General features: G+C 58.5%; 14 protein-coding genes and 1 pseudogene. 12 read left to right on the top strand and 3 right to left on the bottom strand.

Features of this window, described 5'->3' with window-relative positions; all coding sequences use genetic code 11:
- Positions 1–102: 102 nt before the first annotated feature.
- The 7 genes from PMI18_RS00275 to PMI18_RS00305 all read left to right on the top strand — a co-directional run bounded on the left by PMI18_RS00275 (position 103) and on the right by PMI18_RS00305 (position 8,829).
- Positions 103–963: a sugar phosphate isomerase/epimerase family protein gene (locus PMI18_RS00275; RefSeq protein WP_007907894.1), complete on the top strand. Its 861-nt coding sequence runs from the start codon at positions 103–105 to the stop codon at positions 961–963.
- A 134-nt stretch (positions 964–1,097) separates the two neighbouring features.
- The gene (locus PMI18_RS00280; protein WP_007907893.1) at positions 1,098–2,150 is read left to right on the top strand and encodes a Gfo/Idh/MocA family protein; all 1,053 of its coding nucleotides are present in this window, start codon (positions 1,098–1,100) and stop codon (positions 2,148–2,150) included.
- Between the two features lie 367 nt (positions 2,151–2,517).
- Complete coding sequence (locus tag PMI18_RS00285; protein WP_007907891.1) at positions 2,518–3,444, top strand: sugar ABC transporter substrate-binding protein; 927 nt, start codon at positions 2,518–2,520, stop codon at positions 3,442–3,444.
- Between the two features lie 69 nt (positions 3,445–3,513).
- A complete protein-coding gene (locus tag PMI18_RS00290) occupies positions 3,514–5,079 on the top strand; it encodes a sugar ABC transporter ATP-binding protein (RefSeq protein ID WP_033036925.1) in 1,566 nt (521 codons plus the stop codon).
- A gap of 178 nt (positions 5,080–5,257) precedes the next feature.
- Positions 5,258–6,280, top strand: a complete 1,023-nt coding sequence (locus PMI18_RS00295; protein WP_007907889.1) for an ABC transporter permease — start codon at positions 5,258–5,260, stop codon at positions 6,278–6,280.
- A 327-nt stretch (positions 6,281–6,607) separates the two neighbouring features.
- Positions 6,608–7,012: a TraR/DksA family transcriptional regulator gene (locus PMI18_RS00300; RefSeq protein WP_007907888.1), complete on the top strand. Its 405-nt coding sequence runs from the start codon at positions 6,608–6,610 to the stop codon at positions 7,010–7,012.
- Positions 7,013–7,224: 212 nt separating this feature from the next.
- Positions 7,225–8,829, top strand: a complete 1,605-nt coding sequence (locus tag PMI18_RS00305) for a methyl-accepting chemotaxis protein (RefSeq protein ID WP_033036924.1) — start codon at positions 7,225–7,227, stop codon at positions 8,827–8,829.
- 105 nt (positions 8,830–8,934) lie between these two features.
- Here the strand turns inward: PMI18_RS00305 and PMI18_RS00310 are convergent, their stop codons facing one another.
- Positions 8,935–9,174 carry a DUF2789 domain-containing protein gene (locus PMI18_RS00310; protein ID WP_007907886.1) on the bottom strand — a complete coding sequence of 80 codons (240 nt, stop codon included), beginning with the start codon at positions 9,172–9,174 and terminating at the stop codon, positions 8,935–8,937.
- Between the two features lie 272 nt (positions 9,175–9,446).
- Here PMI18_RS00310 and PMI18_RS00315 point away from each other — a divergent pair, with 272 nt between their 5' ends.
- Both PMI18_RS00315 and PMI18_RS00320 read left to right on the top strand, forming a co-directional pair.
- A complete protein-coding gene (locus PMI18_RS00315; RefSeq protein WP_007907884.1) occupies positions 9,447–10,079 on the top strand; it encodes a hypothetical protein in 633 nt (210 codons plus the stop codon).
- A complete protein-coding gene (locus PMI18_RS00320) occupies positions 10,072–10,650 on the top strand; it encodes a hypothetical protein (RefSeq protein WP_007907882.1) in 579 nt (192 codons plus the stop codon). The genes PMI18_RS00315 and PMI18_RS00320 overlap by 8 nt, the downstream gene beginning before the upstream one ends.
- Positions 10,651–10,725: 75 nt before the next feature.
- Here PMI18_RS00320 and PMI18_RS00325 read toward each other — a convergent pair whose 3' ends face one another.
- Both PMI18_RS00325 and PMI18_RS31695 read right to left on the bottom strand, forming a co-directional pair.
- Positions 10,726–10,956, bottom strand: coding sequence for a hypothetical protein (locus PMI18_RS00325; protein WP_007907881.1), 231 nt, complete (start codon positions 10,954–10,956; stop codon positions 10,726–10,728).
- Positions 10,957–11,113: 157 nt separating this feature from the next.
- A complete protein-coding gene (locus PMI18_RS31695) occupies positions 11,114–11,362 on the bottom strand; it encodes a hypothetical protein (RefSeq protein ID WP_007907880.1) in 249 nt (82 codons plus the stop codon).
- A gap of 411 nt (positions 11,363–11,773) precedes the next feature.
- Here PMI18_RS31695 and PMI18_RS00330 point away from each other — a divergent pair, with 411 nt between their 5' ends.
- The 3 genes and pseudogenes from PMI18_RS00330 to PMI18_RS00340 all read left to right on the top strand — a co-directional run bounded on the left by PMI18_RS00330 (position 11,774) and on the right by PMI18_RS00340 (position 13,575).
- Positions 11,774–12,244: a hypothetical protein gene (locus tag PMI18_RS00330; protein ID WP_007907879.1), complete on the top strand. Its 471-nt coding sequence runs from the start codon at positions 11,774–11,776 to the stop codon at positions 12,242–12,244.
- Positions 12,244–12,439, top strand: a pseudogene (locus PMI18_RS31690) (hypothetical protein). The gene PMI18_RS00330 and the pseudogene PMI18_RS31690 overlap by 1 nt, the downstream one beginning before the upstream one ends.
- A 119-nt stretch (positions 12,440–12,558) precedes the next feature.
- Entirely contained in the window at positions 12,559–13,575 is a 1,017-nt protein-coding gene (locus tag PMI18_RS00340) for an ABC transporter substrate-binding protein (protein ID WP_007907877.1), read from the top strand.
- The last annotated feature ends 42 nt before the right edge of the window (positions 13,576–13,617 follow it).

Genomic DNA, 13,617 nt, shown 5'->3' with positions numbered 1-13,617 from the left:
CCGTGACGCTCCGCGTCACAAAACGGACGCAGAGCGTCCATGGCGGCGTTCCCACGCAGAGCGTGGGAACGATCAGCGTAAGGTGATGGAGAACAAAAAAACATGCGCATCGCACTTGATCCCTACATGTACCGCAGCCTGTCCCTGGGCAAGATGGTCGACAAGGTTGCCGAGCTCGGTTACGAACACATCGAGCTGTCGCCCCGGGAAGACTTCTTGCCGTTCTATAAAGCCCCACGGGTTGATAAGGCGCGGATCAAGGAATTTCGCAAAGCCTTGAGCGACACCGGGGTCAAACTCTCTTCCTTATTACCGATGTACCACTGGGCTGCCGCCGATGAAGGTTTGCGCGTGGCCGCCGTGCGTAACTGGAAGCGCGCGATCCAGATTGCCGTGGAGATGGACTGCGAACTGGTCAACACCGAGTTCACCGGCCAGTCGGACAACCCGCTGGTGTGCGAAAACCAGTTCATGCGCTCCATGGACGAACTGATCCCCGAGTTCGAACGCGAAGGCATCAAGCTCGATATCCAGGCCCATCCTTATGACTTCTGCGAGCGCAACAATGAGTCGGTAGACATCATTCGCGGTCTGGACCGTGACTGGATCAACTACCTCTACGCCGCGCCGCACACGTTTTTCTATGACGACGGTGTCGGTGACATCGCCTCGATGCTCAAGTACGCCGGCTCAAAGCTGAGCCACCTGATCATCGCCGACACCTACAACCACAAGGCTTCCTCGGGCTTGCGCTACATCGTCAACCCGCCGGGCGTCACCGCCACCGTGCACCAGCATCTGGACATCGGCCAGGGCGAGGTCGACTGGGAGGCGTTTTTCGGCACTTTGCGCGAGATCAAGTTCGATGGCATCGCGACCGTCTCGGTATTCGCCTGGGAGGACCGGCCGGACGAGTCCAATCGCATGATGCTCGAACGCGTGACTCGCGAACTCTGCCAATAACCCTGTAGCCGATCGTTCCCACGCTCCGCGTGGGAATGCATCCCGTGACGCTCCGCGTCACAAAGCGGACGCAGAGCGTCCATGGCGGCGTTCCCACGCAGAGCGTGGGAACGATCATAAGAAGGAGTTGATTGATGCGTATCGGACTTGTCGGTTACGGCCATGGCGGCCGGTTTTTCCATGCTCCGCTGATCAGCAGTTTGCCGGCGGCGACCTTTGTAGGCGTGGTCACCCGTTCCGCCGAGCGCCGACAACTGCTGGCGGCGGAACATCCCGGTGTGCCGGCCTTCGACAGCATCGGCCAACTGGTCGAAGCCGGGGTCGATGTGCTGGTGATCTCCACACCGCTCAAAGGTCGCCCGGCGCTGGTGCTCGACGCCATCGAACACGGGGTGGCGGTGGTCAGCGACAAGCCGTTCGCTGCTGATGCGCAACAGGCGCAAACCCTGATCACCATGGCCGAGCGCCAAGGCGTGCAACTGAGCGTCTACCAGAACCGACGCTGGGACTCGGACTTTCTCACCGTGCGCAAACTCATCGAGTCCGGTGCGCTGGGTCAGGTCACCCGTTTCGAATCGCGGATCGAGCGCTATTCGCCACAGTCGGTGAACAACGGCAGCGGCGGTGGTTTTCTGCGCGATCTGGGCAGCCATCTGGTGGATCAGGCGCTCTTGTTGTTCGGCCCCGTCACCCGGGTTTATGCCGAACTCGATTACCTCGAAAAAGGCCAGCCCTTCGACAACGGCTTCTTTATGTCCCTGACTCATGCCAACGGTGTGATCTCGCACCTGGGCGGCAGTTGCCTGCAAAACACCCCCGGCCCGCGCTTTCGCGTGACCGGCACCCAAGGCTGCTACAGCGTCGACGGTCTGGACGGGCAAGAGGCGTCGACGCTCGCCGGGCTCACACCGAAATCCGAAGGCGAGCGCTGGGGCGTCGAAGAACACCGGCGCTGGGGCTGGTTCGAGCAGGGCGAGGTGCGTGAGCGGGTGCCGTCCGAGCGTGGCTGCTGGAATCAGTTCTATTTGCAGCTACAAACCGCGTTACAGAGCGCTGGCCCATTGCCGGTCGAGGCCCGTGATGCACTGGCGACCACCCGCGTGCTAGACGCTGCGCGGCTCAGCTTCGAGCGGCATCAAGTGGTGGCACTGAGCCCGTTCGAGAGCCATGGAATAAAATCAGAATAAAATTCTAAAATGAGTTGATATAGAAATTATTTTCCAATAAAGTCATTTCCAGGTTGCCGACTATCAACGTCCGATCACGCTCAAGCAGGCCTTGAACGAGTGAAGGACGCACCAAAAACAAGAAACAAAAGCCAGGTACCGTCGATGAAAACCTTCAACTCTGCTCTGCATGCTTTACGTTCCGCGCTACACCTCTCTCGCGACCTGCCTCGCGTCTCGTTCCATTCCTTCTTTCGCTTGCTTTGCGTCGAACGCAACGGCGCCCTGGTCTGCTGTATTCCGGGTGCACCGATTGTCCGCTTGCCCGTTCACTGAAATCGTCACGCCTTATCCATAAAACCAACAAGAATGTGGAGAAAGACTTTTCATGAAGACCAAGATCCGTTTCGCCTCACTGGCCTTGTCCCTGATGTTCGCCAGCGGCGCCGCACTCGCTGACATGAAGATTGGCGTCAGCATGTCGCAGTTCGATGACACCTGGCTGACCTACCTGCGCGAATCCATGGACACCAAAGCCAAGTCCTATCCCGATGGCGTCAAGCTGCAGTTCGAAGACGCCCGCAGCGACGTGGTCAGGCAGTTGAGCCAGGTAGAAAGCTTCATCAGCCAGAAGGTCGACGCCATTGTGGTCAACCCGGTGGATACCGCCGCCACCAAAAAAATCACTGAAGCGGCGGTCAAGGCCGGTATTCCGCTGGTGTACGTCAATCGTCGTCCCGATGACCTGAACCTGCCCAAAGGCGTGGTCACTGTCGCCTCCAACGATCTGGAGGCCGGCCAGATGCAGATGCAATACCTGGCCGAAAAAATGGGCGGCAAGGGCGACATCGTGATTCTGCTCGGTGATTTGGCCAACAACTCCACCACCAACCGCACCAAGGGCGTAAAAGAGGTGCTGACCAAGTACCCGAACATCAAGATCGAGCAAGAGCAGTCCGGCATCTGGTCGCGGGACAAGGGCATGACCCTGGTCAACGACTGGCTGACCCAGGGCCGCAAATTCGACGCAGTGGTCTCTAACAACGACGAGATGGCGATTGGCGCGGCAATGGCGCTGCAACAGGCTGGCGTCGCCAAAGGCAGTGTGCTGATCGCCGGTGTCGACGGTACGCCCGACGGTTTGAATGCCGTTAAGAAGGGCTCGCTGCTGGTCTCGGTGTTCCAGGACGCCAAGGGTCAGGCGGACGGTTCGATCGACACGGCGGTGAAAATGGCCAAAAACGAACCGGTCGAGCCGGCCGTGTGGGTGCCTTATCGCCTGATCACGCTGCAGAACGTCGACACCTTCAAATAGTCCGTCCGTTCGATAACAACAATAAGCATGCAAGGTTGCAACGCGACCTTGCTGATGGAGTACCTGATCATGTTCGCTTCAGCGACTGCTTCGAGCACCCCGTTAATGGGTGTCCAGCCAACTGCAACACCTGTCGATGAGCCGTACCTGCTGGAGATCATCAACGTCAGCAAGGGGTTTCCCGGTGTGGTGGCCTTGTCCGACGTACAGCTGCGGGTGCGTCCCGGTTCCGTGCTGGCGCTGATGGGCGAGAACGGCGCCGGCAAATCCACCCTGATGAAAATCATTGCCGGCATCTACCAGCCGGACGCCGGCGAGTTGCGCCTGCGGGGCAAGCCGGTGGTCTTTGAAACACCACTGGCTGCGCTCCAGGCCGGGATCGCGATGATCCACCAGGAACTCAACCTAATGCCGCACATGAGCATCGCCGAGAACATCTGGATCGGCCGCGAACAGCTCAACGGTCTGCATATGATCGACCATCGCGAGATGCACCGTTGCACCGCCAAACTGCTGGAACGTCTGCGGATCAACCTCGACCCGGAAGAGCTGGTCGGCAACCTGAGCATCGCCGAACGGCAGATGGTCGAGATCGCCAAGGCCGTGTCCTACGACTCCGACGTCCTGATCATGGACGAGCCGACCTCGGCCATCACCGATAAGGAAGTCGCCCATCTGTTCTCGATCATTGCCGACCTCAAGCGCCAGGGCAAAGGCATCATCTACATCACCCACAAAATGAACGAAGTGTTCAGCATCGCCGATGAAGTGGCGGTGTTCCGTGACGGCGCCTATATCGGCTTGCAGCGGGCCGACAGCATGGACGGCGACAGCCTGATTTCAATGATGGTCGGCCGCGAGCTGAGCCAGTTGTTCCCGGTGCGCGAGAAGCCGATCGGCGATCTGCTGCTGTCGGTACGCGACCTCAAGCTGGACGGCATTTTCAAGGACGTCTCCTTCGACCTGCATGCCGGGGAGATCCTTGGCATCGCCGGGTTGATGGGGTCGGGGCGAACCAATGTCGCCGAGGCGATTTTCGGCATCACCCCAAGCGACGGTGGCGAAATCCGCCTCGACGGCGAGGTGGTGCGCATCAGCGATCCGCACATGGCGATCGAGAAGGGCTTCGCGCTGTTGACCGAAGATCGCAAGCTCAGCGGCCTGTTCCCGTGCCTGTCGGTGCTGGAAAACATGGAAATGGCAGTCTTGCCCCATTACGTCGGCAATGGCTTCATCCAGCAGAAAGCCCTGCGGGCGTTGTGTGAAGACATGTGCAAGAAGCTGCGGGTGAAAACCCCTTCGCTGGAGCAATGCATCGACACATTGTCCGGCGGTAATCAGCAGAAGGCCTTGCTGGCGCGCTGGCTGATGACCAATCCGCGCATCCTGATTCTCGACGAGCCTACCCGGGGCATCGATGTCGGTGCCAAGGCCGAGATCTACCGGCTTATTTCCTACCTCGCCAGCGAAGGCATGGCGGTGATCATGATTTCCTCGGAACTGCCGGAAGTGCTGGGCATGAGCGACCGGGTCATGGTCATGCACGAGGGCGACCTGATGGGCACCCTCGACCGCAGCGAAGCGACCCAGGAACGGGTGATGCAACTGGCCTCGGGCATGTCCCAGTGTCATTAAATCAAGGGTGAACGCAGTTCAAGGGTGAAAGGGGATTGTGTGGCGAGGGAGCTTGCTCCCGCTGGGCTGCGAAGCGGCCCTAAAAGAATGGGACTGCTGCGCAGTCCAACGGGAGCAAGCTCCCTCGCCACAAACAGACTCCCTCGCCACACGGATTTCATTTGAAGGGTGAGTGGTTATGAACGCGATACTGGAAAACAAGCCTGCAGCGGTACCGGTCAAGAGTCGCCGGCGCTTTCCGACCGAGCTGAGTATCTTCCTGGTGCTGATCGGCATCGGCCTGGTCTTCGAAATGTTCGGCTGGATCGTGCGGGACCAGAGCTTCCTGATGAACTCTCAGCGTCTGGTGCTGATGATCCTGCAAGTGTCGATCATCGGCCTGCTGGCGATCGGGGTGACCCAGGTCATCATCACCACCGGTATCGACCTGTCCTCCGGTTCGGTGCTGGCGTTGTCGGCGATGATTGCCGCCAGCCTGGCCCAGACCTCGGACTTTGCCCGGGCGGTGTTTCCGTCCCTGACTGACTTGCCGGTGTGGATTCCAGTGATCGTCGGGCTTGGGGTGGGATTGCTGGCGGGGGCAATCAACGGCAGCATCATTGCGATCACCGGGATTCCGCCATTCATTGCCACCCTCGGCATGATGGTCTCGGCCCGCGGCCTGGCGCGCTACTACACCGAAGGTCAGCCGGTGAGCATGCTCTCGGATTCCTACACGGCCATCGGACACGGCGCGATGCCGGTGATCATCTTTCTGGTGGTGGCGGTGATTTTTCACATCGCCCTGCGCTACACCAAGTATGGCAAGTACACCTACGCCATCGGCGGCAACATGCAGGCGGCGCGCACCTCCGGGATCAACGTCAAGCGGCATCTGGTGATCGTCTACAGCATCGCCGGTTTGCTTGCAGGCCTGGCCGGGGTGGTGGCGTCGGCACGGGCCGCGACCGGGCAGGCCGGGATGGGCATGTCTTATGAACTGGACGCGATTGCCGCGGCGGTCATCGGTGGCACCAGCCTGGCCGGTGGCGTAGGGCGGATCACCGGCACCGTGATTGGCGCGTTGATCCTCGGGGTCATGGCCAGCGGCTTTACCTTTGTCGGTGTTGATGCTTATATTCAAGACATCATCAAGGGGCTGATTATCGTGGTGGCGGTGGTCATCGACCAGTACCGCAACAAGCGCAAACTCAAGCGCTGAAGCCGGACGAAACGCGAAAATGCGCCACGCCTGACCCGCGTGGCGCAGCCGTTTGTCTTCTATATACAGCCGCTCGACTGAATTTCTTGCTATAAACGCACTCCGATAAGCGCCTCAAAGCCCGCCATAGCGCACTTTCAGGACTTTGTCGGACAGATTTGCTGTCTTTTCAGTTGCTGAGGCCTCAAGTCGGCCTTAGACTGCCGCCCCTCGTAAATTGAGTGCCGGGTGGCGCTTGGAATAAACGGCGCCTTTCCAATGACCGCTTCAGGTTCAACGGATCGCTCCCTAATTCGCCTTAATGCACGTTTTTTTATAGAGATATCAATGACAAAGGACAAGTTGCTGGCCATGCCGGCGGATGACTACATGAATGCCGAGCAACATGCTTTTTTCTCCGAGCTGTTGCAGAACATGAAAGTCGAAACCCATGAGCGCATCGAGCAGAATCGCATCGCCATCGAGAGCCTGGACACCCCGGCCGATCCGGCTGACGCGGCTTCCGTCGAAGAAGAGCGCACTTGGCTGGTGAACGCGATCGATCGCGACCAGCGCATGCTGCCTCAGTTGGAACAAGCCTTGGAACGCATCAAGGAAGACAGCTTCGGCTGGTGCGATGACAGCGGCGAGGCCATTGGCCTGAAACGCCTGCTGATCAGCCCGACCACCAAGTACTGCATCGAAGCTCAAGAGCGTCACGAACAGATCGACAAGCACCAGCGTCAGGCCTGATTCAGTAGCGCCCTCATCGCGGGCAAGCCTCGCTCCTACGGATATGACCTGTAGGAGCGAGGCTTGCCCGCGAAGCTTTTTGTCGCCCAAAAAATGTTCACGCACTTCTATTGATCTGCTTCAACCCCCCACTACTAACGGACCATAGATAATGGCTTTGTAGTGGCGTTTAATGCGATCACAACAACTAGAAGACGCGTGGGGTGACGAAGATGACGAGAGACGGATCTCTGGTTGAGGCAATGCCTGCACCAGTACTTTTGCCGAAAAACCTTTGGCTGACGCCGACCCTGCAAAGCATCGCCCTGATGCTATTGCTGTGCGGCATGGCATTGGCTGGCTGGTCGCTTTACCTTGGCCTGCCATTGGCCGTGCTGATTATCTGGCTGCCGCGCCTGCGCTCGCGCACTCTCCCCGAGGCGACCGCTGCGGACAGCTCCAGCGCCATCGCCGGATTGACTCGCGATCTCTCCTACACCACCAGTCATAACGCCTTGTCGGCCGCCGGCGTGGCCTATTCGGTCAAGCAACTGGCAGACAAGCTGCAATCGCAACTCAACGCCGCGGCGCAGATAGTCAGCAGCGCCGAAGTGATGATCACCACCGAACACGCCACGTCGAAACTCAGTCGGGAAGCCTTGAGCGCGGCCAGCGAAGCCCATCAGAGCAGCGCGGCAGGGCGCACGGAACTGGTCGAGTCCATTGCGCGCATGCATCAACTCAGTCAGCGTGCCAGCAGCAGCCGCGAGCTGATCGAAGCGCTGAGCCTGCGCAGCGACGATATCCAGCGGGTCACGCTGGTGATTCAGTCCATCGCCAGCCAGACCAATTTGTTGGCGCTGAACGCGGCCATCGAAGCGGCGCGGGCCGGCGAGCACGGTCGCGGCTTTGCGGTGGTGGCCGATGAGGTGCGCGGGCTGGCCGCGCGCACGGCGACGGCGACCGGTGAAGTCGGCGAGATGGTCGCCGACATTCAGCAGCGCACCGCGCAAGTGGTGGAACAGATTCGTCAACTGGCGAGCGATCTGAATACCGGTGTCGCACAGGTCGAGCACACCGGGCAGCACCTGGAAAACATCGCGCGCCTGGCCGCTGGCGTCGAAAGACAGGTGGGTGAAATCGCTCAGGGCGCAGACACCAACCGCGAACAGCTCGACAGTCTGTTCCACGCCATCGAACAGATGCGCAGCGATCTGGCGATCAGCGACCAGCAGACTCAGCGGCTCGCCCAGGCTGCGGTGCAGATGGAAGGGCAAGCCGAAACCATCAGCGAGCGCCTGGCCGAAGTCGGACTGGATGACTATCACCAGCGGATTTACGACCTGGCCCGCGAAGGGGCGAGTCAGATTGCGGCACGCTTCGAAGCGGATATCGATCAGGGCCGCATCAGCCTCGATGACCTGTTTGATCGCAATTACCAAGCGATCCCCAACACCAGCCCGGCCAAATACCAGACCCGCTTCGACCGTTACACTGATCAGGTATTGCCTGCGATCCAGGAGCCGTTACTGCCGCGTCATGAGGGCTTGGTGTTCGCCATCGCCTGCACGCAGCAGGGTTATGTGCCGACCCACAACACCGTGTTCAGCCAGCCGCTGACCGGTGATGTGCAGGTCGATACCCTGCAAAACCGCACCAAGCGCAAATTCGCCGACCGCACCGGAATCCGCTGTGGCAGCCATCAACAGGCCGTGCTGTTGCAGACTTACACCCGCGATACAGGTGAACTGATGCACGATCTCTCGGTGCCGATCATGCTCAAGGGCCGGCATTGGGGTGGTTTGCGCTTGGGGTACAAGCCGCAAAAATCTCGCTGAGCGTAGGAGCGAGGCTTGCCCGCGAAGGCGGTGTGTCAGTCGGCATCAGTGTTGAATGGCACACCGCCTTCGCGGGCAAGCCTCGCTCCTACAGAGTGAATCTGGCTAGTGGATCTGGTGCATGCGCAGGTTCAGGTCGTCGACCACATGGGCCCAGTCGGCGTCTTCACGCAGTTGTTCCTTGAGGAAGCCGGCTTGTTGCGGGGTCCAGAATTCGGCATCGATGAGCTTCTTGTCATCGGCCAAAGGCGAATGACGGGCGATGAAATCGTCGATGGCCTTTTCGCTGGAGTCCAGGCCGAGTTGATCGAACAAGCCTTTCAAATCATGTGTGGGGGAATCCATCTTTGTCTCCTTGCGGGATTCAAGAGTTCGATAGGGTTTAGCAGCTTTCTGCGATTTCGCCACCAATGATGGCACTAGGCTATTGCCTGTTGCTGTTCCAGCGCTTACGATGCCATCGCATTTTTTTGGCGTCACCAAGCTGTCATTCAAAGAATCCGTACAGGGATGTCGTTGTTCCGGGTTTAGCGCCTTGCGGTGCTGATCTGCCCATTCCTTGCGCGATGTCTTTCGAGCCGACCCGCCCCCGATCCCGCATGAAAAGGATGTAAGCAGTGAAGCGTCTTGTTTATCTGATGGCTATCGCACTTGGCCTGTCGTTGACTGGTTGTGTGTCTTTCACGCCGTTGGGGCCCATTGGCGAGCCCTTGAGCCCCGCACCGTCCACCCTCGATCGTAGTGCCGAGATCCGCGACGTGGTGATTTCTGCCCCGGACCTGGACGACAAGGTGCGTGTCAACGGCAGCCGGCAACTGACCGAGCAGGTCAGCGTCTATGTCGATAAGAGCGACTACTTCAAACGCATTGTGGCGTTCCCGGCCAAGGTGGGCGAAGACGACGTGGTGCTCAAATTCAAGCTGACCTCTCTGGCAGGCAAACGCACCATGCATCCGGCGTACATCCCTGGCGCGCTGGTGACGTTGACTATCTGGATCTGGGTCGATGGGCCGATTTATGTCGATAAGTATGACCTCGCGGGCGAGCTGATCATCGAAGACCGTCAGGGTAAGCAACTGGCCAGATCGGTCGAGCAAGTCAAGCTCGACAAAAATGTCGGCATGTGGAACGCCGACTATCTCAATCCGCGTCTGGGCGGTTCCCAGTTGCGTGCCCTGATCGCTCAATTGCTGGCCAGTGCCACCCCTCAGTTGCGTACACCTTCAAAGGAACTGGCTGCCCATGAATAAATACCTTCTGACTTTGCTGCTGTTGATCAGCAGCACCCTGACAGGCTGCATTTCTTATTCCCAGCATGAATTGGCGCCGGTGGGCGAATGGCCGCCAGCGCAGGCCAGGCAGGACAAGCCCAGCGCTTATCTGCACGTGACCACCCAGCAGCAATTCAACGGCGAACTGTCGGGTGGCGTCGGCAATCCGGCGCTGGTGGAACAGCACATGCTGGAAACCTTCAAGGAGTCCGGGCAGTTCAAAAGTGTGACCACGGACAAGGTCGACTCGAACCTGTACGTGACGAGTACTTTGACTAACAACGAGCAGGGGAATATCGCGAGTGCCTGGCTGACCGGCTTCACGTTCTTCGTGATTCCGACAACGTTCAGCAACACCTTCACGCTGGAAACGGTGTTCAAGGATCGTGAAGGCAATGTGTTGGGCAAAATCGTCAAACAGGAGAGCACGCGTACCTGGATGCAGATTTTGCTGGTTGTCGGCTTGCCGTTCAATGAGCGTGGGGACGCGGTGCTCAAGCACCTGACCCAAAACACGCTGGATGAAGCGGTCAAGCGCAAGCTGATCTGACCGGCTTCGAATGAAGGCGTGCTATCTGTGCAAGGCTGGCACGCCGCAGACCTCTCTCTCTTCCCCCCTCCGATCTCAGGCTTTCAATGCCCCTTCATCGACGGCAAGCTTCAGGGCTTTCGCGGCTTCCTGGGCGGCGACGGCCGCGACATCTGCGGTCTTGAACCAGCGATCCTTTTCGACCTGGTGATACGTCACAGCAGTCAACGGCGGTTTGGCGCGCATGATAATGACCGCCTGGAATTCGCCTTCGACCTCTCTGGCTTCGCCCCGGATAAAAAACTCACCGATATCAAATTCCGTCACGTAGCAGTCTTCCCTTGGAAATAGTTGTTGTGTTGAACGCCGTCCGCCCTGTGGACGGGTTTCATTGGTCGGGCAGTATGGCAGTAGTTGCCTGCCGGCGGCTGAGTTAAGTCGCCGGCATGACGAAACGTCTATAGAAGTGAAAGCGGCAGGTGCCTCAGCTGCGTGCCTCGAGTGAACGGGCAAGGGCGCAGGCTTCGTTATGATTGCCGCGGAAACCTCTTACACGTCCGGTGGATATTTCCCTGATGTGAAAAAAGGCGTTTCCGGCCAATACCACCTGAAAACGTGGGAGTAGACGCTCTTCGGGCAGGAAGTCTTGCTGGCAAAGCACCATTGAATGCAGAGGTGACGAGTCGTTTGTGTGTCGTGTGTGAGGCTGGGCAAAGTGAGTCAGTGTGCACATATGAAGTCCTTTTCGTGGTTTTACCGACGTGTGTACGTTGTTATGGGTAGTCTCGGTGAGCATGGCTGCTCTAGAATCGCCATCAATGGTTGGCGATTGATGCCCATCTAAAGCAATTTTTTACTGGCGATATGTCGGAAAAGTGCTTTTTTTAAAGAGAATTTTCCCTAAAGTTGGTAATCCGGTTTTATCTGGCCGTCAGAAGGGCGTTTTCCTTCAACATCTGACGACCGCCAGGCAAGACGACGTGAGGGATGTTCCAGTAATCTTCTCAAACCTCGCGATGAATGGGCCCTCTGCTCATTCCAGGATTCGACCCGGGTCATTTTGGCTGCACCTCGGCATTGCCGCTTTTTTCTGCTGTGCGCGTTTCCCGCGTACGGCGTCATTTTCAGATGTGGGGATGTTTCCTTGGCAGTAAGTAATCTCGATATGCATGCTTTGTTCGTACTGGGTGATTTGCGCGCAAAGCTGGTTAAACAGTTTCAGTCACGTTTCGTCTACATCACCGAACAGAACGCTGAAGGCATTTACATTGCCGAGCTCGACACTGAATCAGCGCTGGTGGTGGATGACAAACCAGGGCTTAAACTCAAGGTCGGCGATCATTTCAGCGCCTCCGTATTGCCCAGTCGCGAAGGCGGCAAGCTGGACATCAAGTTCCGCGAAATCAAGCTGACGGTGTACGGGCTGGGGGATTACGCGTTCGTGACCACCGCCGATGGCCACGGCATTGTGTTCAAGGAAGGTCATAGCGTGGTGATGGTGTTTGCGGCCCATCAACAATTGCAGGAAGGCCTGACCAAAACCCTGAAAGCCGTGACCGCCAAGGCCGCCAAGTGGCGCAAGGGCGAACTGGTGACCTTCAAGGCCAGCGAGTAATGTCCTTGACCCGCGCCGATTTCCACGAACAGAACCAGGCCAGTGCCCACGCCGAGGCGCAGCGCCTGTTGGCTCAAAAGGCCGTTCTGCAGGGGGGGCTGGCTGAATTGGGTGGCGTCACAGATCTACCCGGCGGCGTACGCCAGCATGGTCAGAAGAGAGCTTGCGCGCTTGCAGGAACCTTGCGAAAAGTAATCCAGTCCCCTCGAAAGCAGGAACCTCTACTACAGTCAATTGACTGAGTATCCAGAGGCTTGTGGTCTTCTTTGTCAGGCCATCCTGCTATTGCTGTGAACAGCACGAGGTGCAAAAGCATGAAGGGATTTCGACGGTTACTGGCCGCTACCCTGGCCACGTTCGGTTTATTGGCTTCACCCGTTCCGGTGTTCGCTGCCCAGGCGCCGATCCATTTCGCCGACCTGAACTGGGAAAGCGGCAGCCTGATCACCGATATCCTGCGGATCATCGTCGAGAAGGGCTACGGCTTGCCGACTGACACCTTGCCGGGGACGACCATTACCCTGGAGACCGCATTGGCCAACAATGACATTCAGGTCATTGGCGAAGAATGGGCCGGTCGCAGCCCGGTCTGGGTCAAGGCTGAGGCCGAGGGCAAAGTCATGGCCCTGGGCGACACGGTCAAAGGCGCCACCGAAGGCTGGTGGGTGCCGGAGTATGTGATCAAGGGCGACCCGGCCAAGGGCATCAAGCCAATGGCGCCGGGCCTGCGCAGTGTCAGCGATCTGCCACGCTACAAGGACGTGTTCAAAGATCCGGAAACCCCGGGCAAGGGGCGTTTTCTCAATAGCCCGATCGGCTGGACGTCGGAAGTGGTCAACAAGCAGAAGCTCAAGGCCTATGGGCTGGACGACAGCTACGTGAACTTTCGCAGTGGTTCGGGGGCGGCACTGGACGCAGAGATCAGTTCGTCGATTCGTCGCGGCAAGCCGGTCCTGTTCTATTACTGGTCGCCGACACCGTTGCTCGGTCGCTTCAAGTTGATTCAGTTGCAAGAGCCACCGTTCGACGCCGAAGCCTGGAAAACCCTGACCGACGCCGACAACCCCAATCCGAAACCGACTCGCTCGCTGCCCTCGAAGCTGTCCATCGGTGTGTCCACGCCATTTCAGAAACAGTACCCGCAGATTGCCGAGTTTTTCACCAAGGTCGATTTACCGATCGAAGCGTTGAACATGGCCCTGGCAGACATGAGCGAAAAACACACCCCACCACGTCAAGCGGCGGAGGCGTTCATGAAGGCGCACCCGGACGTGTGGCGGGCCTGGGTGCCGAAGGATGTGGCGGATAAAGTTTCTGCCGCCCTGAAATAAACCGGTTTATGTACACCCGTGAATTCTCGGGTGTACATAAAC

The organism is Pseudomonas sp. GM102 (genome assembly GCF_000282555.1).
Classification (GTDB): domain Bacteria; phylum Pseudomonadota; class Gammaproteobacteria; order Pseudomonadales; family Pseudomonadaceae; genus Aquipseudomonas.
This window is presented reverse-complemented; position numbering and strand designations above follow the sequence as displayed.